Annotated in this window: 19 protein-coding genes; 9 read left to right on the forward strand and 10 right to left on the reverse strand. The window is 69.9% G+C overall.

Annotated elements, in window-relative coordinates:
• Positions 1-46: 46 nt before the first annotated feature.
• Together DMC64_RS28095 and DMC64_RS28100 are read left to right on the forward strand one after the other, a co-directional pair.
• Positions 47-1618 carry a PP2C family protein-serine/threonine phosphatase gene (locus tag DMC64_RS28095; RefSeq protein WP_125735955.1) on the forward strand — a complete coding sequence of 524 codons (1572 nt, stop codon included), beginning with the start codon at positions 47-49 and terminating at the stop codon, positions 1616-1618.
• The gene (locus DMC64_RS28100; protein WP_125735956.1) at positions 1615-2646 is read left to right on the forward strand and encodes a B12-binding domain-containing protein; all 1032 of its coding nucleotides are present in this window, start codon (positions 1615-1617) and stop codon (positions 2644-2646) included. The genes DMC64_RS28095 and DMC64_RS28100 overlap by 4 nt, the downstream gene beginning before the upstream one ends.
• Here the strand turns inward: DMC64_RS28100 and DMC64_RS28105 are convergent.
• Both DMC64_RS28105 and DMC64_RS28110 read right to left on the reverse strand, forming a co-directional pair.
• On the reverse strand, positions 2590-3093 hold the full coding sequence (locus tag DMC64_RS28105) for a DUF4267 domain-containing protein (protein WP_199755120.1): 504 nt from the start codon (positions 3091-3093) through the stop codon (positions 2590-2592). The genes DMC64_RS28100 and DMC64_RS28105 overlap by 57 nt on opposite strands.
• A gap of 25 nt (positions 3094-3118) precedes the next feature.
• Positions 3119-3760 carry a hemerythrin domain-containing protein gene (locus DMC64_RS28110; protein ID WP_125735957.1) on the reverse strand — a complete coding sequence of 214 codons (642 nt, stop codon included), beginning with the start codon at positions 3758-3760 and terminating at the stop codon, positions 3119-3121.
• A 114-nt stretch (positions 3761-3874) separates the two neighbouring features.
• On the opposite strand from DMC64_RS28110, the gene DMC64_RS28115 reads away from it, so the two are divergent.
• Positions 3875-7126: a BTAD domain-containing putative transcriptional regulator gene (locus tag DMC64_RS28115; protein WP_125735958.1), complete on the forward strand. Its 3252-nt coding sequence runs from the start codon at positions 3875-3877 to the stop codon at positions 7124-7126.
• A gap of 45 nt (positions 7127-7171) precedes the next feature.
• Here DMC64_RS28115 and DMC64_RS28120 read toward each other — a convergent pair whose 3' ends face one another.
• The gene (locus DMC64_RS28120; protein ID WP_158634264.1) at positions 7172-8059 is read right to left on the reverse strand and encodes a DUF1963 domain-containing protein; all 888 of its coding nucleotides are present in this window, start codon (positions 8057-8059) and stop codon (positions 7172-7174) included.
• A 287-nt stretch (positions 8060-8346) separates the two neighbouring features.
• Here DMC64_RS28120 and DMC64_RS28125 point away from each other — a divergent pair, with 287 nt between their 5' ends.
• Both DMC64_RS28125 and DMC64_RS28130 read left to right on the forward strand, forming a co-directional pair.
• Positions 8347-8751 carry a hypothetical protein gene (locus DMC64_RS28125; RefSeq protein WP_125735960.1) on the forward strand — a complete coding sequence of 135 codons (405 nt, stop codon included), beginning with the start codon at positions 8347-8349 and terminating at the stop codon, positions 8749-8751.
• Positions 8748-10547: an APC family permease gene (locus tag DMC64_RS28130; RefSeq protein ID WP_125735961.1), complete on the forward strand. Its 1800-nt coding sequence runs from the start codon at positions 8748-8750 to the stop codon at positions 10545-10547. Before DMC64_RS28125 ends, DMC64_RS28130 begins: the two co-directional genes overlap by 4 nt.
• 74 nt (positions 10548-10621) lie before the next feature.
• Here DMC64_RS28130 and DMC64_RS28135 read toward each other — a convergent pair whose 3' ends face one another.
• From DMC64_RS28135 to DMC64_RS28150, 4 genes are all read right to left on the reverse strand, one after another.
• A complete protein-coding gene (locus tag DMC64_RS28135) occupies positions 10622-11560 on the reverse strand; it encodes a hypothetical protein (protein ID WP_125735962.1) in 939 nt (312 codons plus the stop codon).
• Between the two features lie 131 nt (positions 11561-11691).
• The gene (locus DMC64_RS28140; RefSeq protein WP_199755121.1) at positions 11692-12066 is read right to left on the reverse strand and encodes a hypothetical protein; all 375 of its coding nucleotides are present in this window, start codon (positions 12064-12066) and stop codon (positions 11692-11694) included.
• Entirely contained in the window at positions 12063-12722 is a 660-nt protein-coding gene (locus DMC64_RS28145) for a response regulator transcription factor (protein ID WP_125735963.1), read from the reverse strand. Before DMC64_RS28145 ends, DMC64_RS28140 begins: the two co-directional genes overlap by 4 nt.
• Positions 12719-13861 (reverse strand): sensor histidine kinase, encoded by a 1143-nt coding sequence (locus DMC64_RS28150; RefSeq protein ID WP_125735964.1) that lies wholly within the window; start codon positions 13859-13861, stop codon positions 12719-12721. Before DMC64_RS28150 ends, DMC64_RS28145 begins: the two co-directional genes overlap by 4 nt.
• Positions 13862-14023: 162 nt before the next feature.
• On the opposite strand from DMC64_RS28150, the gene DMC64_RS28155 reads away from it, so the two are divergent.
• Positions 14024-14578 carry a DUF6326 family protein gene (locus DMC64_RS28155; protein WP_233629841.1) on the forward strand — a complete coding sequence of 185 codons (555 nt, stop codon included), beginning with the start codon at positions 14024-14026 and terminating at the stop codon, positions 14576-14578.
• Here DMC64_RS28155 and DMC64_RS28160 read toward each other — a convergent pair.
• On the reverse strand, positions 14485-16125 hold the full coding sequence (locus DMC64_RS28160) for a glycosyltransferase family 39 protein (RefSeq protein ID WP_199755122.1): 1641 nt from the start codon (positions 16123-16125) through the stop codon (positions 14485-14487). The two genes, DMC64_RS28155 and DMC64_RS28160, sit on opposite strands and share 94 nt — an antisense overlap.
• Before the next feature lie 235 nt (positions 16126-16360).
• On the opposite strand from DMC64_RS28160, the gene DMC64_RS28165 reads away from it, so the two are divergent.
• The 3 genes from DMC64_RS28165 (at position 16361) to DMC64_RS28175 (ending at position 18408) form a co-directional block, all read left to right on the forward strand.
• Positions 16361-16990 (forward strand): hypothetical protein, encoded by a 630-nt coding sequence (locus DMC64_RS28165; protein ID WP_125735965.1) that lies wholly within the window; start codon positions 16361-16363, stop codon positions 16988-16990.
• A 93-nt stretch (positions 16991-17083) separates the two neighbouring features.
• A complete protein-coding gene (locus DMC64_RS28170; protein ID WP_158634265.1) occupies positions 17084-17437 on the forward strand; it encodes an STAS domain-containing protein in 354 nt (117 codons plus the stop codon).
• Entirely contained in the window at positions 17437-18408 is a 972-nt protein-coding gene (locus tag DMC64_RS28175; protein ID WP_125735967.1) for a sensor histidine kinase, read from the forward strand. The genes DMC64_RS28170 and DMC64_RS28175 overlap by 1 nt, the downstream gene beginning before the upstream one ends.
• A 196-nt stretch (positions 18409-18604) precedes the next feature.
• On the opposite strand, the gene DMC64_RS28180 is transcribed toward DMC64_RS28175, so the two are convergent.
• Both DMC64_RS28180 and DMC64_RS28185 read right to left on the reverse strand, forming a co-directional pair.
• Positions 18605-19126, reverse strand: coding sequence for an RICIN domain-containing protein (locus tag DMC64_RS28180; RefSeq protein WP_125735968.1), 522 nt, complete (start codon positions 19124-19126; stop codon positions 18605-18607).
• A gap of 170 nt (positions 19127-19296) precedes the next feature.
• Complete coding sequence (locus DMC64_RS28185) at positions 19297-19854, reverse strand: SMI1/KNR4 family protein (protein WP_125735969.1); 558 nt, start codon at positions 19852-19854, stop codon at positions 19297-19299.
• Positions 19855-19859 lie beyond the last annotated feature (5 nt).

The following is a 19859-nucleotide window of genomic DNA, read 5'->3' on the forward strand; positions in this document are numbered from 1 at the left end:
GCGCGGACCCGCCCCCGTCCGGCGAAACCGGACATCGGTCCTGCCGATGACTGAACCGGTGATCGCCGCCCCCGCCGGGCGGAGCTGGGACACCGCTCCTTCCCCCGCCCTGGTCGTCGACGGCGACGGGAACCTCCGGGACCTCAACGACGCCGCCCGCGCACTGTTTCCTGAGGCGAGGCCAGGGCTCCCTTTCCGGCACGGTGTGCCGTCCTGGCTTTCGGACGCCGACGGGCTTGTTAGAGGCGAGACGGGAGGCCGTAGCTGGACCGCGTCGCGGGTACCGCACGACGGAGTCGTCACCTGGTGGCTTACCGACCAGACCGAAGCCGAAGCCGCTCGTGACCTGCTGCGACAGGAACGGCAGCGCGTCGCGTTCCTCACCGACGCCTCGGCGGCATTGCTGAGCTCGCTGAACGTCGAACGCTGCATCGAGGTGGCCGCGCGGCTGGCCGCCGAACACCTTGCCGGGGCCGCGGTGGTGCTGGCCCTGCCGGTTCAGGGTGCTCATCCGGCGGCGGCGTGCGTCCGCGGTGAGGCGGTGTCGCTGTGCAGGCTGACCATCGAACCCGCGGAACTGCCGGGTCTGGACGAGGCACTGCGCGGCTTCCCGCCGGTGCCTTCGCGCTGGCTCGACCCCGGCGCCGCGCCGTCGTGGGTGCTGCCTGCCGGCTTCGGCCCGGCCACGTCGATCGTCGTCACGCCCTTGCCGGGACACGGTGTGCCCGCCGGGGCACTGATCCTGCTGCGGACCGGTGACCAGGCGGCGTTCACCGAGCAGGAAGAGATCTTCGCCCGGCTGTTCGCGGCCCGCGCGGGGGCCGCGATCTCGGCGGCCCGGATGTTCGCCCACCAGGCGTCGACGACCGAAACGCTCATGCGCGAACTGCTTCCGCCGCGGCTGGAGCAGCTCGGCGGCGTGGAATTCGCCGGGCGCTACCGGCCAGCCCAGGACGAGGATCGCATCGGCGGCGACTTCTACGACGTTCATTCCGCTGTCGACACCGGCGGCATGGAGTCGCTGGCCGTACTCGGCGATGTCTGCGGCAAGGGCCTCGACGCGGCCGTCCTGACCGGGAAGATCCGGACGACTCTGCGCGCGTTGCTCCCGATCGCCGAAGACCACCATCGGCTGCTGAGCCTGCTGAACGCCTCGCTGATCAGCCAGGACGGCAGCCGGTTCGCCACGCTCGCCCTCGCCTCTTCCCGGCGAGAGGGCGACGGGGTGTGGGTGCGTCTCACCTGCGCGGGACATCCGCCGCCACTGGTCGTCCGCTCGGACGGGGCAGTCGAAGAGGTGGACACCGGCGGCACTCTGATCGGCGTACTTCCCTCGATCCGGACGAGGTCCGCGGAGATCCTGCTCGCGCCCGGCGAAAGCTGCCTGCTCTACACGGACGGCATCGTGGAGGCCCGGGGCGGCCCGCTGGGCGACGAGATGTTCGGCGAGGACCGGCTGATCGCGGCCTTGGCCGAATGCGCGGGCCTGACGGCGGAAGCGGTCGCCGAACGGGTGCACATGCTGGCCGCGCAGTGGATCGGCCGCCGGTCGCACGACGACATGGCGGTGCTGGTGATCACCGCGCCGCCTCTCCCGCTGAGACCCGCGACCCCGTGACCGCCGAGTACTTCGAACGACTGTGGCAGGCGGTGACCACCGGCGACGAGTACGCGGCCGGGGAGGTCGTGGTCCAGGCGCTCGGCGCGGGGCTCGACGCGGAGACCGTGCTGCTGGACATGGTCGGCGCCGTCCAGCGCAAGGTCGGCCACGAATGGGCGGCGAACCGGCTCACCGTGGCGCAGGAACACGCCGCGACCGCGATCAACGACCGGGTGCTCGCGGGCTTCGGCTCCGTGCTCCCCAAGCCGCGGGAGCACCGGGGTCGCATCACGGTGGCGTGCGTCGACGGCGAATGGCACGCCATGCCCGCACGTCTGCTGGCCGAAGTGCTGAAGGTCCGCGGCTTCCGGGTCGACTATCTCGGCGCCCAGGTGCCCGCGCCGCGGCTGGTCGCGCACCTGCACCGCACCGGGCCCGACGCGGTGGCACTGTCGGCCTCGCTGGCCACTCGCCTGCCCGCCGCGCACGCGACGATCACCGCCTGTCGAGCGGCCGCGACCCCGGTCATCGCGGGCGGGGCGGCGTTCGGGCCGGACGGCCGGTACGCGCGCCTGCTCGGAGCGGACGCCTGGGCGCCGGAAGCGCGGGCGGCGGCCGATCTGCTGGCCTCTCCGCTGCCCCGTCCCCGTGCCGGGCATCAGCCGCTCGACGACCTGCCGCATCTGGCCGATCAGGAGTACACCCTCGTTTCCAGCACTTCGAGCGCGCTGGTGAAGGCGATTCTGGCCGGGCTTGAAGACCGTGTCCCGGCGATGCGCGAGTACACGAGCCGCCAGCGGCAGCACACCGCGGAAGATCTCGCGCACATCATCGAATACCTGGCGGTCTCGCTCTACGTGGGTGACGAAGAACTGTTCACCGAGTTCCTCGCCTGGACCGCGGAAATCCTGTCGGCACGCCGGGTCCCGGCCGGTTCCCTGCTGCCCGCGCTGGACCTCCTGCGCGCCGAACTGCACGACTTCCCGCGTTCACGGGCGATGATCGACGCCGCGCGCGTACGGGTGAGCAACGCCCTCTCCTCGTGAATCGCCGCCTTCCACCGTCGGCTTGTCCTTGAGCACCTGACGGCCCGCCGGGGCGGCGGTGACCTCACGGGTCTCGCGCAGGATCAGCAGGCCGGTGACCACCATCAAAGTCGCGGTCAGGCCGTGAACGCCGAACGCGGTGGCCACGGAGCCGTGGTGGGCCAGCACGGTGGTCATGTCGCCGTACGCGGCGAGGGCCTCGACCAGCAGCACCCAGCCCAGCGCCCGGCGGTGGCCCGTCATCAGCAGGATGCCCAGTACCAGTGCCAAGACGACGTCGCGGATTCCCTTGATGATCAGGAAGCCGCCGCCGTCGCCGGACGGCCAGCTCGGCAGGCCGAAGCCCGGCGCCGTCGTGTCCGGGCTCAGGATGAACTCCGCCCCGAACCAGAGGATGAAGAGGATGAAGGCGGCGGTCAGGACGGTGTTGATCTTCTTCAGTGACATTGTTATCTCCTTGTGAGGTGCGGGGTCAGGCCGCGCGGACGCGACGGATGTGGCGGGCGTAGCGGGGGCGGCCGACGACGTGCCAGATGCCGCGTACCGGTGCGGGGAGGGCGGACAGGAGCGTGGCGCGCTCGGCCGGGTTCGCGTCCTCCAAGACGAGGCCGAAGAGCGTGAGCATGGTGAGCTTGGGCGTGTTGGCCAGCATGTGATCGCCCAGAGAGGCCCATTCCTCGTCGGTGCTGTGCTTGGCAGCGAGCGGAAGAAGAGTGGTCTCCTCGTCGTCGAGGTGTTCGAGCAGGACCGCCTGGTGATCGGCGAGGACCGCCACGAGCGTGTCGCGCTCGGCGGCGCCGGCGGTGGCCTCCCACGCCGGGACCGCGGCGTCCAGCCTGGTCAGCGTGGCCGCGATGCGCTCGTGCTGGGCTTCCATGCGCAGGACGATGTCCGCCTCCAGATCGACCCGGGAGAGCAGCGGCGGCCACAGCAGCTCGTCCTCACCCTCGTGGTGGTTCTTCAGTCCCAGCCGGTAGTCGCGGAAGTGGTCGGCGATCACCTTGGCGCGAGCGGTGTCGCCCGGGGCGACCGCCGCGACGAGTTCCTTCAGCAGCCGCGACTCGCGGCGGAAGGCGCGGTGGACGATCTCCATGTCCTGGGTGTTGACGGTCATCTGTTCCTGCCCTTCATCTGTTCGACGTGCTCAAGACTGCTTCCGGGGGTTTGGAAGGCATTTGGAGCCGACTTGGAACGCCTGAGGCGGGCCGCGCATACGATGTGCCACGTCATGGTGTTGATCCGGGTGTTGGGCTCGTTCGCGGCCGAGGCAGGCGGCGAGTCCGTTCCCCTCGGCGGACCGCGGCAGCGTGGCGTGCTGGCCCTGCTGGTGGCTGCGCGTGGGCAGGTCGTGTCGGTCGACCGGATGGTCGAGGACCTGTGGCGCGGCGAACCGCCGTCGCGCGCGTTGGTGTCGTTGCAGGCGTACGTGTCCAACCTGCGCCGCTTGCTGGAACCCGGCCGCCCGCCGCGGGTCCCGGCCCGCCTGCTGGTGACCGCGGCGCCCGGCTACGCACTACGGCTGCCGCCGGGGGCGGTGGACGCATGGCGCTTCGAGGAGCTGCTCGACGAGGCCCGCACGCTCACCGATCCCCGTGCCGCCCGCGCCCGGCTGGACGAGGCACTGGCGCTGTGGCGGGGACCGGCGTTCGCCGAGGTCGCCGACGAGCCGTGGGCCACTGCCGAAACCGCCCGGCTGAACGAGCTGCGCCTGATCGCCCGCGAACTGCACATCACGGCGGGACTGCGGCTCGGCGACCCCGCGGCGGTGGTACCCGAGGCGGAGCGCCTCACCCGCGACGATCCCCTGCGCGAGGCGGGCTGGCGCCTGCACGCCCTCGCACTGTGGAGCAGCGGCCGCCAAGCCGACGCCCTGGCCGCGCTCCGCCGCGCCCGCGCCACCTTCGCCGACGAGCTGGGCCTCGACCCCGGGCCGAACCTGGTGGCCCTGGAAGAGGCGATCCTCACCCAGCGCACGGACGTCCTCCGCGCAGCCGTCCCCCCACCCCCAGCCGACCCGATCCGGGCAACCGCGCCGACGCGTTCGGACAACAGGCCCGGCGCGCCGGCGTTCGTGGGGCGGGAGGGCGAGCTGGCGGCGCTGATGGCGGCCACTGAGGAGGCCGCAGCCGAGGGAGCGCGCGTCGCGCTCGTCACCGGGGAGGCGGGGCTCGGCAAGTCGACGCTGCTGGAGCACCTCGGCACGCGACTCGGCCAGGACGGGTGGCTCGTGGCCACCGGGCGCTGTCCCGAGGTGGACAGCGCGCCGCCCGCGTGGGCGTGGGTCGAGGCGCTGCGCAGGGTGGCCATGAACGTCCCTCCAGGGGAGTTCGCGGACGACCTGGCGCCGCTGCTCTCCGACTCCGTGCCGGTGGACGGCGACGCGGCGGCCGGACGGTTCCGGCTGCGGCAGGCCGTGTGGAACTGGCTCGCGGCAGTCGCCGCCGACCGGCCGGTCGCCGTCGTCCTCGACGACCTCCACTGGGCGGACGCCGCCACGCTGGAACTGCTCGGCGGCGGTGTCGGCGCGCGGGCCCCGATCTTGATCGTCGCGGCCTACCGCGCGGACGAGAGCGAGCACCTCACCGACACGCTCGGGTCACTCGCCCGCAGCGCGCCCCTCCGGCTGGATCTGTCCGGGCTGAACGGCGACGCCGTCGCGGAGCTCGTCCGCGCCGAGTGCGAGGCCGACGACGCGACCGTGGCCGGGATCGCCGAACGGACCGGCGGCAACCCGTTCTACGTGCGGGAGAGCGCGCGACTGCTGAGCGGCGAGGGCGCGCTGGTCGCGCTGTCCGAGGTCCCCGAAGGCGTACGGGATGTGCTGCGGCGCCGGCTCGCGAGGCTCCCCGAGAGCGGCGTGTCCGTCCTGCGGCTGGCGGCGGTGGCCGGCCGGGAAAGCTCGGTGGACGTGCTCGTGAAGGCCGCCGACGCCGACGAGGACGGCGTGCTGGACGCGCTGGACGCGGGCATCATCGCCGGCTTGCTCGACGAGCCAGGGCCCGGGCGCGTCCGGTTCGTTCACGCCCTGGTCAGGGACACGCTCGTCGCCGACGTCAGCCGGCTTCGGGCCACCAGGATGCACGCCCGGATCGCCGCCGCCCTGGAGAGCACCGGCGACGTCGCGGCGCTCGCCTATCACTATGCGCGAGCGGGATCACCGAAGGCAGTCGGCTATTGCGTACGGGCCGCCGAGCTCGCTGAGGCGCGCTACGCCCACGACTTGGCCGCCACGCTCCTCACCGACGCTGTCACCAACTCCAGCGAACCGGACGAGCGTGTCGGACTGCTCGGCAGGCTGCTGCGCGCGCAGATCAGGGCCGGGGCCGTCGCCGCGGCCAGGGACACGCGCGAGCAGGCCGTGGAGTACGCCGAGTCGATCGGCCGCGACGACCTGATGATCGCCGCGTTCACCGCCTGGACCGAGCCCACCTCCTGGCAGGCCCGCACGTACGGCACGATCGACCGTCCGATCGTCGGCCGCCTCCGCCGCCTGCTCAGGCGGACCGACCTCGCCCCCGACGTGCGCTCCCGCCTGCTCACCGCGTACGCCAACGAGCTGGTGGGCGAGGACGACCCGGCGGTCATGGCGGCGGCGCGGGAAGCACTCGACCTCGCCACCGATCCCCGCCTCCGGGCCGCGGCGCTCTGGGTCCTCGCCCGCGACCCCGGACGGGAGGACTACGCCCGCGAGCTGGTGGAGATCGGCGTCGAGCACGACCTGCCCGTCTACCGCGTGAGCGGGCTGCTCAACCAGGCCGTGAACGCCGCCATGGCCAACGACCCGGCGACCATGCGCCGCGTAACCGGGGAGGCACTCGACCTCGCCCGCGCCTACCGGATGCCGGAGGCGATCGGCGCCGCCGAGATCGCGCTGGCGACCCTTGTACTCATCGAGGGCCGGTACGCCGACGCCGAGCGCCTCTACATCGAGGCCACCGAACGCATGAACCGCGCCGGATCGGTACACGTGGGCTTCCTCCCCCTCGTGCAGGCGGCGATCTGGCTGAACGACGGCACGCTCGGCGACCACCTGGACGACGTGCGCACTCTCCACGAGGCGCTCGGCCCGATGGTCGCCGACCTGCTCGCGCTCGCCCTCCACGCCGCCGGCCGCGGCGACGAGGCACGCCGGGCTCGCACGTCACCGAGCCCGATCCGGCCCGATTTCTTCTTCACCTTTCTCACAAGCCTGCGCGCGATGGCGATCGTCGCCCTGAACGACCATGACGCTGCCGAGGAGATCTACGCAGAACTGCTCCCCCACCGCGATGGCCCCCCTGCCGGCGCGGCGAGCCTGTCGCTGGCCCTGCGTCCGGTCGCCCACACCCTCGGCCGACTCGCCCTCCTCCTCGGTCGCGCCGACGAAGCCGCCGCCCACTTCGCCCAAGCCGCCACCATCGCCGACCGGTGGAACGCCCCCCACTGGTCCGCCGACGCCCGAACACACGCCGATCTCGCCCTCAGCGGCAAGATCCGCTGACTCGTCCCGGCCGGGGTAGCGGTTCGCTGTGATCTCGTCGGTGCGCTAGGTGGCGTCCCAGTAGTAGCGCACCGCAGACAGATCGCCTCGGGCTACGGCAGCGGGGTCGCCGAACAGATGCGCGATGCCGTGGTCGCCCCATCCAGTGTCGTACACATCCTCGTCGATCGTGATCAAGACCTGACCGGCAGGCTCACTGCTCGAGGGATAAGCGCGCCGCCCGCGTGGGTCTTCCTGGGTGAAGCCGGCACTGCCTCCCAGCGAACTACCGTGGACGAAGTCGTCACCGAACGAGCCGTGACTGCCGAGGACATGGAAGTTCCATCCGTTGTGCAAAAGATCCAGTGCGTGGTCACTGCGTTCACCGCCCAGCACGGCCAGTTCGCGGACCAGCCTCGCGAGATCCCCTTCCTCGGCAAGGTCGAACTCGGCCAGCTGCGGAAGCGCGCGGCCGACTGTGAACCTCACGCCACGCGCCTCGACGGGGCTGAAGGGGGCGTGCACACCGGGATCCTGGCTCGCCATGTGCCATGGTGTCGGCGACGACGGCGACGCCACCGAGCGCGCAGCAGTGTCTGGATACCAGCGAACCTCGAACCCTTGCGTCCCTTTCGTCTCCCCGTGCGTGAGACCGAAACTCGGACTGTCGGCGCCGACGAACCATTGGAACAACCCTGTCGACGGAAAGCCAGGCAACGGGCCGACATCGGCGAAGTTGACCTGAACAACACAGAACATCGGTACGTCATTGTATTGCGGCCACGGCGCGCCTTCAGGCAGGTAAGGATGACCAGCCAGATAGGACGCCACAGCCGACACAGGCCGGCCTCCATCCAGCCGCAGATCAGCGGCGGGAAGGGAAACCTGGTGGAGAAGCGGCCGCAACTCGTCGATCACTTGCCGACGTCGTGTCTCGTCGACGAACCCCTTCACGCCAACGACAATACAACGACGGAACCAGCGATCACGGCTACCGGAACACTCCCACCATGGAATTGTTTTCAGTACTCGAGGTAAGCGCTGAGCGGTCTGCCGGCGGCGTGCACCCCGGCTGGCGCGCCGGTCTCGCCGGCCGACCCGATGTCACCTTCCGCATTACCCCGCCGACGATCACCTGTTCTTCCCTGCACCGAACTGGCGACGTCAAGATCGGACCGTCCGGCATGCGAAGTACGTAAGCGGCTCTTCAGCCGGTGCCTAAGTCAGGCTCGGCTATCTGGATGCGTACCGTGTGCCGGAGACCGGTCTCCGCCTTGATCAGCTGTCCTCTGGGTTTCGCCGGTGCTCTCGTCGCGGTCTTCCTCGCACGGGCGGGCGACGGCTCACCTCAGCCGCTCGTTTCCGTGTTGCTCATGGTCGCGGTGATCGACGCCGTCGCCTTGCTCGGCACCGCACGGGCCGCCTTCGTCACCACGACGATCTGCTGGCTCCTGCATTCCTGGCTGGTACTGGGGCATCCGTCCGGGCGCGACGCCCTCGTGTTCGCGCTCAATGCCTTGGGCGCCACCGGTTTCGCGTTCCTGTCCCGGGGCGTCAGCGCGGCATCGGGTTCACCCGATTCGGTGTCAAGAACCCGTCAACGTCCTCGAACCGAAGACCAGCGGAACCCCACGCTGACGGCGTGACCACGACACTCACCCGCCCCGAGAGCGGGACCGACCGCTCCGAACGCCACCGCCTTTCCGTCGTCGGCGGGCTCGCCGCGCTCTCCTTGGACGCGATGGCGTCGGTCGCCTACGGACCCGAGGCCATCGTCATCGTGCTGGCCGTCGCCGGTGGCGCGGGACTGGGCTTCACCGTTCCGGTCACGCTCGCGATCGCGGTCCTGCTGGGCGTGCTGACGTTGTCCTACCGTCAGGTGATCGCCGCGTTCCCCGACGGTGGCGGCGCCTACGGGGTCAGCCGGACCTACCTCGGGCGCCGGGCCTCACTGGTCGCGGCGGCGTCGCTGATCGTCGACTACGTGCTCAACGTCGCGGTATCGGTGGCCGCCGGGGTTGCCGCGCTGACATCGGCGTTCCCCGGGCTCCTGCCGTACACGCTGTGGTTGTGCCTCGGCGTGCTGGCGCTGGTCACCGGCGTGAACCTGCGCGGCATCGCCGAGAGCGCCCGCATGTTCGTCGTGCCCACCGTGATCTACGTCGGCGCGATCCTGACCGTCATCGTCGCCGGCCTGTTCCGGTCCGGCCCCGCCGCGGCGGTCGTCGCGCCGGAACACGCGCAGAACCTGCAGACGGTCGGCATTCTGTTGCTGCTCAAGGCTTTCGCGAACGGCTGCGCGGCACTGACCGGAGTCGAGGCCATCGCCAACGCCGTACCGTCGTTCCGCAAGCCCCGGGTACGGCGCGCGCAGCACGCGGAGATCGCACTGGGCGGCCTGCTCGGCGTGATGCTCCTCGGGATCGCCGGACTGATCGGCAAATTCGCCATCCATCCGGTGGACGGCGTCACCGTGCTCTCGCAGGTGACGACCGCGGCGCTGGGCGACGGTTTCGGTTTCTACCTGGTCCAGTTCTCGACCGTGGTCCTGCTCGCCCTGGCCGCGAACACGTCCTTCGGCGGCCTGCCCGTGCTGGCCCAGTTGCTCGCCAAGCACAACAAGCTGCCGCATGTGTTCGCCTTGCGCGCGGAACGCCAGGTGTACCGCTACGGTGTCGGCTTCCTCGCGATCACCGCGGCTCTGCTGCTCGTCATCACCGACGGCGACACGAACACCCTGGTCCCCCTGTTCGCGATCGGGGTGTTCGTCGGGTTCACCCTCTCCCAGGTCGGGATGGTCCGGCACTGGCGGCGGAACCGCCCGTCCGGCTGGCGGGGCAAGGCCACGCTCAACGGCCTCGGCGCACTGCTCACCGCAGCCGCGGCGATCGTGGTCACGACGACCAAATTCGGCGAGGGCGGCTGGCTGATCGTCGTCGCCTTACCGGTCCTGGTGGCGGCCATGGAATGGGTGGAACGAAGCTACCGCCGGATCGGCGAGCGGCTCGAACTCGGCCTGCCCCCCGCTCCCCCGCGACCACACCGCTCACTCGTCGTCGTCCCCGTCCACACCGTCTCCCGCCTGACCCGTGACGCGCTCGCCGCCGCATTGTCGCTCGGCGACCACGTCGAGGCCGTCCACGTCATCCACCCCGAAGACGAACAGTCGGCGCGGAACTTCGTCGCCGCTTGGGAGAAGTGGCACCCCGAAGTGACGCTGGTCCTACTCCACGACGAACGACGCCGTCTCGGCGAGCCGCTGGTGGAACACCTCCGCACGGTCGCCGACCGGCACGTCTTCGTGCTCATCGCCGAGGTCGAACCGGAGCATTGGTGGCAGCGGATCCTGCAGAACCAGCGCGGCGGCGTACTCGCCCGCGCCCTGCGCCGCCACTCGGACGCCGTCGTCTGCCGGATGCGTTTCCGGTTGACCGCCCGATGAGCTTTGCCACAGAAGGAATAGGCCGAGTCCCGGTAGTCGAGCACCGTGAAGAGCGTTCGTGTTCCGGCCAGGCGCTACGCCATGTCGGCCAGCAGCAACGCCAAGCTTCCCAACGGGATCACGCTTCCGTCGCGCCGGGTGATCGTCTGGGCCAGCTGCCGGATCTCGGCGGCCCTGCCCGCGTCGACCTCCCGCACGGGCTGGGCGGCGGCGTCGAGACGGGCGAGCCGGACCGCACGGCGAAGTCGCGCGATCTGCGCACGGTCGCCGGTGCGTGCTGCGATCACCACCGCGTCGTAGACGCCGGGGTCGAGCAGGAGCGCGGTGTCCGCGGTGATGGCCGGATCGTTCTCATACCGTTCGCGTTCGCCACGCTCCCACAGCGCACCGAGCGCGCGCTGCCGTCGTCGCACTGCCTCCCGCCGCCGCTCCAGGGGAGTCACCTGACCACCGCGGCGATCCGGCCCGGCACTCCCGGGCGCGGCCGGGGCACGGCGTTCCGCGTCGCCGTAGACGAGACGCATCCGCTCGGCCCACGATCGGAAGGTGGTTCCCGCGATGGGCGGATCAGGCAGTTCGGAAGGTAGGCGGGTGATGTCGCGTGTGTCGTCCTGCTCGTCAGGATCGGCCGGGATCCAGGCATGCAGCCGCCGCGCGAGGTAGCTCTTCAGCGGTCCGATCGTCGGTGTGTCGCGATCGCTCAGCCACGGCGGCCGCCGGGTTCCGTCCGGGTCGGTGTCCAGCATTCGCACGATCGCCTCGTTGCACCAGCCCGCCCGATACAGCGGAGCGAACAACGCGGTCAGCTCCCGGGCCTGGTCCCGGGGCCAGCGAGCGTTCCCGATCAGGGTCAGGACCGCCGCGGTGATCTGCCGGTCGTTGCCCGGGACGACCTTGCCGGGCCACGAGCGGATCTGTCCCGACCATCCGCCGGCACTGCCACGCGCGGCGACCTGCAACTCGGCGGCGATGATGCCCGGTACCGGGCTGGGTTCGGCGACTGGCTGACTCATCGGACTGGCGTGACTTCCTGTGAGCGGGACCGGCGGCGTCCCCTGATCGTGCCATCGCCCTCCGCTGTGGGCTCGCAGCACCAGCCACGTGTCGCCCACAGCTTCGCCCCGTTGTTTTCTCGCCCGGGTGGCTACTTCGGGTCGTCGGTGTGCCAGGGATAGCGGAACTGTTCGGGGCGTAGGTGCCACGCATCGAGGATGGCGGCCAGTTCCGGTTCACCGGCGGCGGTCGCGGTCTTGATCAGGACTGCTCCGATGTCGTGGTCGAAGCCTTCGAGGCGGTCGGCGTCGTAATCCCAGTGCTGCACCGTGAAGGTGCGGGCGTGGTCGGCTCGTGTCCAGCCCTGGCCACGGGCTTCGGTGTCCGCCGGGGTGGCGAGCGGAGTGATGTCGACGAACGCGCGCCGTCCGGGCCGGGAGGCCGGTAGCTCGGCGACCAGTCGCCGGCCGAGCCGCAATGCGGTCAACGTGTCGGTGGGCCAGGTCGGGTGTGATGGCGTGCTCACGAGGCCCCCACCCGGCCGGTGTCATAGGCCCACATCGCGATCTCGACCCTGTTCCGGGCGCCGATTTTGGTCAGCAGGCTGGCGACGTGGGTCTTGGCGGTGGTCAAGCCGATGAACAGCTCGGCGGCGATCTCGGCGTTCGTGCGGCCGCTGGCGACCAGCGTCAGCACCTCCTCTTCGCGTTCGGTGAGCGGCTCGATCGGCTGGGTCCGTCGGCTCGATGGTTCCCTGCCCGCGAGCGTGGCCAGCAGCCGCCGGGTGATGTTCGGCGCGATCAGGGCATCGCCGACGGCGGCGGCATGGACGGCCTGGACGAGCAGCTCCGTCCCGGCGTCCTTGAGCAGAAAGCCCCGGGCTCCGGCCCGGAGCGCGCCGTGGACGTACTCGTCGAGGTCGAACGTCGTGATCACGACCACCGCGATCGGGTCCGGGACGCCCCGCCCGGAGAGGAGCTTCGTCACCTCGATGCCGTCGAGGCCGGGCATCTGGATGTCGACCAGGCACACGTCGGGGCGGAGCCGATGCGCCAGTTCGACGGCGGCGTGGCCGTCGGCGGCCTGGCCGACGACCTCGATGCCGGGCTGCGCTTCAAGGATCATCGAGAGGCCGGTGCGCACCAGATCCTGGTCGTCGGCCACCAGCACGCGCACCGTCATCGGCGTACTTTAGTCGGCAGTTCGGCGTCGACCGTCCACCCGCCCTCGGGCGTCGGCCCGGCACGCAGCGTGCCGCCGAGCTGCTGCACACGCTCGGTCATCCCCAGCAGCCCGAAACCGTGGCTCACCGACCGCGCCGGGTCGATCCGTCCGTCATCGGTCACGCGTAGCCGCAGCGTTCCCGCGCCGTCCACGACCCGGATCTCCACCCGCGAGGCGTCGCGGGCGTGCCGCAGGGCGTTGGTCAGCGCCTCCTGCGCCAGCCGGTAGACCGCCGCGTCGATCTGGGACGGAAGTTCGTCCAGATCGTCCGGCAACTCCACGTCGACGACCGGGACCGGGGCGCGTCTGGCGAGGAACACCAGGTCGGCAACGCCGGGCTGGGGCGCGAACCCCGCCGTCGCTCCGTCGCGCAGCACGCGGACCATCGCCCGCATCTCCGCGAGCGTTCGCGACGCTTCCCCTTCGATCGCCGCAAGCACCTCGAGCGCCGCCTCGGGTCGCTGCCCGGCGATCGCCCGGCCCGCCTGCGCCTGCACAGCGATCGCCGAGACGTGGTGGGCGACGATGTCGTGCAACTCGCGCGCGAGACCGACCCGCTCCTGGCCGCGGATCTGGTCCGCCTCCCGGCGCCGGCTGTCGGCGCGGTAGCGGAACGCCGCTCCACCCGCCGCCGCGGCCGCGAGGATGGCGAACCCGCCGAAGATCTCGGTCGGCCCGACGTGGTCGGGGACCATACCGATTCCCGCCGCGACCGCCACGACCGCCAGCCCGATGACGATCTCGCGCCCCGAGCCCCAGCGGACCAGCGCGTAGACGAACACCAGGACGTAGATCATCGTGTCGAGGCCCACGCTCGGGATCCCGCCCAGCAGGCTCGCCAGTCCCAACGCCATCGCGGTGCCGAAAGCCACCACGACACAGGCCAACGGGTGGGTACGCCGCCACAGCAGCACCGGCGCGAGTCCGACCGCCACGATCGTCGCGAACGGCCGCCAAGCGAGGTCGTCCCGGAGGACTCCTTCGAGCAGCGCCGTCACCATCAACGCCCCGACCAGCACCCAGTCGCGCGAAACCCGTTCGGGAGCGTCCGTGGCGCGCGGCTCGGCCCACAGCGAGCGCAGGGCATTGGTGGTCACGCGCCCAGCCTAGGGACCGCCGAGGCGTCGGGTACCGACCGAAAGAACGAGACGCCGCTCCTCCCCACGGCCGGGACGGGTCCGGCCTCGACGACGATGTGGCCGCCGCCGGGCTCGGCGATCGTTGGCCCACCGGTCCACACCACGACAACGGAGACCACGATGAGAACACGTCGACCCACCACGACCGCACTGGACGAGCAGCGGATCCCGGTGAGAGCCAAGCTCGCCGCAGCGTGGACGAGCCTCGTGCTCCTGTACGCCTACGTGGACATCCTCGCGTTCTTCAAACCCGGTGTCCTCAAAGACATCGAGGCCGGCGTCGTCTTCGAGTTCGACATCAGCCAGACGTTGTTCACCGTCTTCCTCACACTCATGGCGATCCCGACCCTCATGGTCGTGCTGTCGATGACCCTGCCCGCCAAGGCGAACCGCACCACGAACCTCATCGTGGCCTCGATACAGGTCCCCTTCGCGGCGTTCAACGCGGTCGGCGAGTCCTGGAGGTACTTCTACGGCCTCGGCGTCGCGCTGGAATTGATCGTTCTCGCCCTCATCCTCCGGTACGCCTGGACCTGGCCCACGCGTGAACCCAAGCCCGGTTCCCGTTCTGGGAGCCCGGCTCACCCACCTATTCCGTTGGCCGGGGCGGGCGGCGCGGCGGGAATCCGGCCCGACTCCGGGCCGGCGTTGGCGTCGAAGGACATGCCGGAGTAATCGGGGTCCAGCACGGAGATCGCGTACGTGGCGGGCGCGGCCACCACGGCCGCGGCCCCGACGACGAGCCCGGCGGTGACCAGACGGGGCGAGGTGGTCCTGACCACACGCACCAGGACCAGCGCGACGACAGCGGTCACGCCGAGCGCGAGCGCGCCCCATTTCGCCCACGGCAGGAAATTCGGGTAGTGCGACCAGAGCCACGCGGCCCAAACCACTTCGGCCGTCACCGCGATCGGCAACAGCCAAGACTGCTTGCCGCCCTTCCGGTACGCCCTCCAGAACAATACGAGGCCCAGAGCGGAGAGCGCGGCGACCGCCGGCGCGAGCGAGGCCACGTACGCGGTGTGCGGGACATCGGCGACGCTGAAGACCAGACCGAAGGTCAGCAGCCACACTCCCCACATCACCAGCCCGCCGCGCACCGGATCGATGCGCTCGGCCCCGCGCCGCCACCACAATCCGCACAGCAGGGCCAGCAACGCGAGCGGATACAGCCAGCCGACCGCGACGGCGAGGTGCCCGTCGAACAGTTTGGCCCAGCCCTTCTGGACCGGTCTGCTCGTCGCCTTCGTCGGGTCCTCATCGGGATTTCCCCGCATGGCGGGAAGAATGTCACGTTGCCCGGACGACCGCTGCGGGTCGATCTCGCCGCCGTCGTTGTCGAACTTCCTGGCGCCGGGCAACTGGATGCCGAGGTGCCCGAGGCCGTTGTAGCCGAACACCATGGCGACGGCGCTGTTGTTCGTGCTGCCGTCGACGTACGGCCGGGCATCGGCCGGGGTGAAGGTGTACAGCGCGATCCACGACAGCGACACCGCCAACGTCACCGCACCGGCGACCACCACGTGCTTCACCCGGCGACGCAACCCGGCCGGCGCACTCAGCAGGTAACCGATCGCCAACGCGGGCAAGATCATCCACGCCTGCAACATCTTCGCCTGGAAACCCAGCCCCACCCAGACCCCGGCCCAGACCAGCGACCGCAACCGCCCCTCCAGCACCGCCCGCTGATAGGCGTCGACTGCCAATACCAGGCACATCACGAGCGCGCCGTCCTGCATGCTGTGCCCGAACATCGACGCGGCGACCGGCGTCAGCGCGAAGATCCCGGCCGCCAGCAGACCGGGCACCACACCGGCCCAGCGCCGCACCACCCGGTACATCACCAGTACCGAGACCACGCCCTCGATCACCTGCGGCAACGCCAGCGACCAGGCGTGGAACCCGAAGATCTTCGCCGAGACCACCTGTGGCACGAAGGAACCGGCCAGCTTGTCCAAAGTGGACGTCTCGTCCACGGCCCCGAACAGGAACGCCTTCCAGCTGCCGGACATGGTCTTCACGGCGTCCGAATACAGCGGCGCGAAGTCCACCGTCGGCAGATTCCACGCGTACAGCACCGCTGCCACCGCCGCGATGCCCAGCAATACCGGCCGGGCCCAGCGGGGCTGATCGGCAGGCGAACGCCAGACGGCCCAGCGACGGGACCTGCTTTCGGAAGCGACGTCTTGGGACAACGGAAGACGGGCAAGTGTTTCGGGCACTACGATACCTCCAGGCGCGGCAAACCGGCCGAGTCGTTTCAGTGCTTCCCCAGTGTGCGAATCGGCTCCGCACGCGCGCTGCGGCCGGAGCTCTCGCCGACTCCGACGTTATCCACGAATGATCGTCACCCATACCGCCGATCGGATCTGCGGAGCCGAAAACACCTGTCGACACACGCCTGTGACGGATATCGTCTGTGCAGGAGGGCCGGGTTTCCCGTTCCTCGCAGGTTTCTTGCTCGGGCCTCCAGAACGGAGCACTCTCGTTTACGACCGCGTCCCGCCGAGCGACGAACACTCGCGTTCGGTCGCCTCACCTGCCGACAACGACTTCGCCCTCGCGCCCGGCGAACGCCTGCTCTGGGAAGGCGCGCCGAAACACGTCCGGATCGCCAGGAAGCAGGATCTCGTCGTCGTCTCGTTCCTGATCGTGCCGCTCTATTACCTCTACCCCACCTTCGACAAACCAGGAGGATGGTTCATCCTCGGCCTCACCGCGGGAATGATTGTGGTCAAAGGGGTGCACCGTTACCTGTCCATGCGCGCGAGCGCCTACATGGTGACCGACAGGCGCGTGGTCGCCTGGGCCCGCGGACAGCAGACCATCTCACGCTCTCTCGGCGAGCTCGGGCCGCCACAGGTGAAGGAGCACAAGAACGGCACCGGGACCATCACCTTCGGCGGGCCGGGCGCACCGCTCGTCTCGGTCGACGAAGACCCGCCGGCAGGCACCCCGAAACCTCCGCCGTCGCCCGAACTCGACGGCATCGAGCAGTATCGCCAGGTCCTCGACCTCATCACCAAGGCACAACGCCGGTCACGGCGACCGCGCCCGATCGGCGAAGACGGACTCGGTTCCGTCTGATCTCGACACAGTCACAGCTCCTCGACGAACAAGCGGAATCGCGGAGCACTACGCTTCAGGTAAGAAGGAAGACATCGGCTGAAGGGCACGGACGTGGAACACACCACGGTCAGCGGCCACGAGCGACCGGATGGGGCCGGGTTGCGGATCGTGGACCTGACCGGCACGTCCGGGATACAGGTCATCGGAGTGATCGATCCGGCGACCCGGCCGAGGTGGGAGCAGAGGTTGGACATGCTGGTGGCGGCCGGTGGCGGGACGATCGACCTGTCCCGGCTGGCGTTCGCCGACGTGCGAGGAGTGAGTGCCCTGGTCGACGCCGCCCGCCGGATCCGGCCGCCGCGCTCGCTGACCGTCCGGTACGCGCCCGAACCCGTACGGAAAGTGCTGCGCCTCTTCTGGGCCGAGGAGTACATGAAACTCCTGAACGAGGGTATGCGCCCGTGATGAGCCCGACCACCGAGACCGCGGGCACCGACCCGTTCGTCCACCCCGCGCTGTTCTACCGCGGACAGGACGACTACCTCGCGGGCACCGTCCCCTTCATCCGGCAATGCCTGGACCGCGGCGAACCGGTCGCCGTCTCCGTGCCGGGTCCCAACCTGGAACTCCTGCGCACCGCGCTGGGCCAGGACGCCGAGCGAGTGCGGCTGCTGGACATGACCGAGGAAGGCCGCAACCCCGGCCGCATCATCCCCGGCGTCCTCCGGGCGTTCGCCGACGCCCATCCCGGCCGGCACGTCCGGATCATCGGCGAGCCCATCTGGGCGGAACGGTCCGAGCTCGAATATCCGGCTTGCGCCCAGCACGAAGCGCTGATCAACCTCGCGTTCACCGGCCGCGAGGTCACCATCCTCTGCCCCTACGACGTCACCCGCCTCGACACCCGCGCACTCACCGACGCCGAAGCCACCCACCCGCTCCTGATCGACTCCACCGGTGAACGCGCCAGCAGCGGCTACGACCCCGGGCGCATCATCGACGGCTACAACACCCCTCTGCCCGATCCCGCGCCCATCGAACCCTCCCTGCACACCACCCTCGACGCCGTCACCGGCGACACCGTCTCCCTGGCCCAAGCCCGCGCGATGGCCCGCGACCAGGCACGCCGGGCCGGTCTCACCGACGAGCGAGTGGAAGACGTCGAACTCGTGGTCGCCGAACTCGTCGCCAACAGCGTCGACCACGGCGGCGGGCAAGGACGGCTCGCCATCTGGCCGGAGGACGGCCTGCTGGTCTGCGAAGTCCACGACGCCGGCCACCTGACCGACCCACTCGCCGGACGGCAACCCGCCCCCGCAGGACAGATACGAGGCCGAGGACTCCTGCTCATCAACCACCTCTCCGACCTCGTCCGAGTCCACACGGGCCCACACGGCACGACCGTCCGCGCCTGCTTCGCCACCCCAGGACACTGACTCCCGTCAGACCGATGGCGCGATTGCGTTTCGGCCGATCCGGGTACTAGAAGGATCATGTGGATGGTGCTGGTGATCCCGCTGCTGCTCATGTCCTTCGCGCTGCTGATGGAGCGCGTCGAGGCAGCCATGCCCAAACGGGATCCCAGTCGCTCCCCTGAACCGACCTAGTCACCATCCGGGCGGCCGCCTCTGGTCAGGCTCGGTTGCGCCAGACCTGGTTGCGCGCCGCGAGGCTGCACGGCCACTGGATGAGCTGGACCCCGCTGCTCGTGGAGCCGCCAGGTATGTCCAGGCACTTACCCGACCGTACGTTCTGGATGTAGTGGTAGTGCCAGCCGCCCTCGGAACGGATGTGGCGGAACTGCCACAACTGGCTGCCGCCGGAATCGGATCGGCAGTCCCAGAGGTGGATTTCGGCCCCGGCGGCGGTGCTCTTGTCGGTTACGTCGAGGCACTTGGAGTTTCCGCTTCTGACCTGTAGTTGCAAGGTGTTCTCCCGGTTGAAGTCCTGGGAGAAGTGCCACAGCTGGTTGGTGTCCCCATGACAAGGCCACTGGATGGCTTTCGCGCCTTTGGGCGTGACCTTGGGCCCGTTGCCGTGCGCGTCGAGACATTGGCCGTTCAACGCGCTGACAATCGGCGAGTCGATCACCGCCGCGGCAGGCTGGGCGGTCAGCAGGGCGGCGGCCAGCACCGCCGAGCAAATGGTGGCCATTGTGCGGAGGTTGGTCACGGCTTGCGGGCCTTCCGGTGGGCGGCTGGGTCGGTTTCGTGCTTTATGGACCCGTAACCCTATTTTGATTTGCAGGAAGCCAAATAGCGATAGTCCCAAACAGAATCAGTCATTCGGGTGGCCGTGCGGGCTTCACAGGGCCCGGCAGCCGGTCAATAGAGATCGAGAAGGACGAGCGTGCTTTCTTCGACCTTCACGTGTCCGGCTTCGACGAGATCCGCAGCACGGGCGAGGAACGCGGCCAGCGACGGCGCTATCGGCTCACCGAGGTCCGGCACGTTGGGGCGGGACACGACCTGTCCGAGGGTGCCGAGTTCGCCGGGATCCAGGTCCAGGAAGTAGCAATCGCCCTGGAAAGCGAGGAACGGCAACCAGGATTCCGACCACACCGTCCACCGGAGGCAGGCGGGTTGCTCGACGGGTTCGGCCATGTCGCTGACCACCTCGGTGAGCATCCGGTGCATCTCGATGATTTCGTCGACGGTCAAGAAATGGTGGAAGTTGAGCGGGCCGTCCAGTTGGTCGGGGTCGTCTTGACCCGCCGACACGCGCAGGAGGTCACACAGTTCGACGGGTAGGGCGAGCCCGGTCTCGGTGGCGAGCCGGTCGAGGTCCCGCTCGGACGCGCCGGGCAGGAACGGTGCGGTGTTAGGCAGTTCCCGCTCGATGATGCGCCGCAACCGGGCGAACTCGCGGGCGGTCTGGTTCATGGCGG

This window comes from Amycolatopsis sp. WAC 04197, from assembly GCF_003947475.1.
In the GTDB taxonomy this organism is placed as follows: domain Bacteria; phylum Actinomycetota; class Actinomycetes; order Mycobacteriales; family Pseudonocardiaceae; genus Amycolatopsis; species Amycolatopsis japonica.

Bases quoted from the DNA above. Each gene is read 5' to 3' on its own strand.
- DMC64_RS28095 (WP_125735955.1), top strand. From the start codon at position 47: ATGACTGAACCGGTGATCGCCGCCCCCGCCGGGCGGAGCTGGGACACC.
- DMC64_RS28105 (WP_199755120.1), bottom strand. From the start codon at position 3,093: ATGTCACTGAAGAAGATCAACACCGTCCTGACCGCCGCCTTCATCCTC.
- DMC64_RS28110 (WP_125735957.1), bottom strand. From the start codon at position 3,760: ATGACCGTCAACACCCAGGACATGGAGATCGTCCACCGCGCCTTCCGC.
- DMC64_RS28115 (WP_125735958.1), top strand. From the start codon at position 3,875: ATGGTGTTGATCCGGGTGTTGGGCTCGTTCGCGGCCGAGGCAGGCGGC.
- DMC64_RS28125 (WP_125735960.1), top strand. From the start codon at position 8,347: ATGCGTACCGTGTGCCGGAGACCGGTCTCCGCCTTGATCAGCTGTCCT.
- DMC64_RS28135 (WP_125735962.1), bottom strand. From the start codon at position 11,560: ATGAGTCAGCCAGTCGCCGAACCCAGCCCGGTACCGGGCATCATCGCC.
- DMC64_RS28145 (WP_125735963.1), bottom strand. From the start codon at position 12,722: ATGACGGTGCGCGTGCTGGTGGCCGACGACCAGGATCTGGTGCGCACC.
- DMC64_RS28155 (WP_233629841.1), top strand. From the start codon at position 14,024: ATGAGAACACGTCGACCCACCACGACCGCACTGGACGAGCAGCGGATC.
- DMC64_RS28175 (WP_125735967.1), top strand. From the start codon at position 17,437: ATGAGCCCGACCACCGAGACCGCGGGCACCGACCCGTTCGTCCACCCC.
- DMC64_RS28180 (WP_125735968.1), bottom strand. From the start codon at position 19,126: ATGGCCACCATTTGCTCGGCGGTGCTGGCCGCCGCCCTGCTGACCGCC.
- DMC64_RS28185 (WP_125735969.1), bottom strand. From the start codon at position 19,854: ATGAACCAGACCGCCCGCGAGTTCGCCCGGTTGCGGCGCATCATCGAG.